Below are 450 nucleotides of genomic sequence, written 5' to 3'. Positions count from 1 at the left end.
TGATTGGCAGGAGGATTCCTCGAAAGATATTCTTGGAACGACGCGCACGACCATGAAGAAACCCATTATCACGCAGACCTTTGACCCGTCTAATCTGGACGCTGGCGACCCTGCCATCGTCAAGGTTTGGAACCTTGCGGTCAAGGAGCAGAACGCGGCGGCGCTGGCGAATCAGGACGTGCTGATTGTCCATGCTTATGCAGGCACGGCAAAGACTGCGGTATTTGCGGAGCGTTATTCGTCCTGCATGGTTAAGCCTTCTTCCCTCGGCGGCGAGGGCGGCGGCTTTGTCGGTATGCCTATCGACGTGACGCTTGGCGGCACGCGCACGGTCGGCACCGCCGCTGTCTCTGGCAATACGGTCACTTTTACCGAGGGCGAATAACAAATAGAGGGCTGGCGTCTGTCAGCCCTCATTTTGGAGGAATATATGGAACTCACTTTTGATTC

1 protein-coding gene is annotated in these 450 nt (G+C 55.8%); it reads left to right on the top strand.

The window, feature by feature from the left end; translation table 11 throughout:
- The first annotated feature begins 52 nt into the window (after positions 1 to 52).
- On the top strand, positions 53 to 385 hold the full coding sequence (locus ACZM8Y_RS17585) for a hypothetical protein (RefSeq protein ID WP_489501951.1): 333 nt from the start codon (positions 53 to 55) through the stop codon (positions 383 to 385).
- Positions 386 to 450: the final 65 nt, after the last annotated feature.

It is taken from the genome of Bilophila sp. (assembly GCF_057864385.1).
This window is presented reverse-complemented; position numbering and strand designations above follow the sequence as displayed.

Bases quoted from the DNA above. Each gene is read 5' to 3' on its own strand.
- ACZM8Y_RS17585 (WP_489501951.1), top strand. From the start codon at position 53: ATGAAGAAACCCATTATCACGCAGACCTTTGACCCGTCTAATCTGGAC.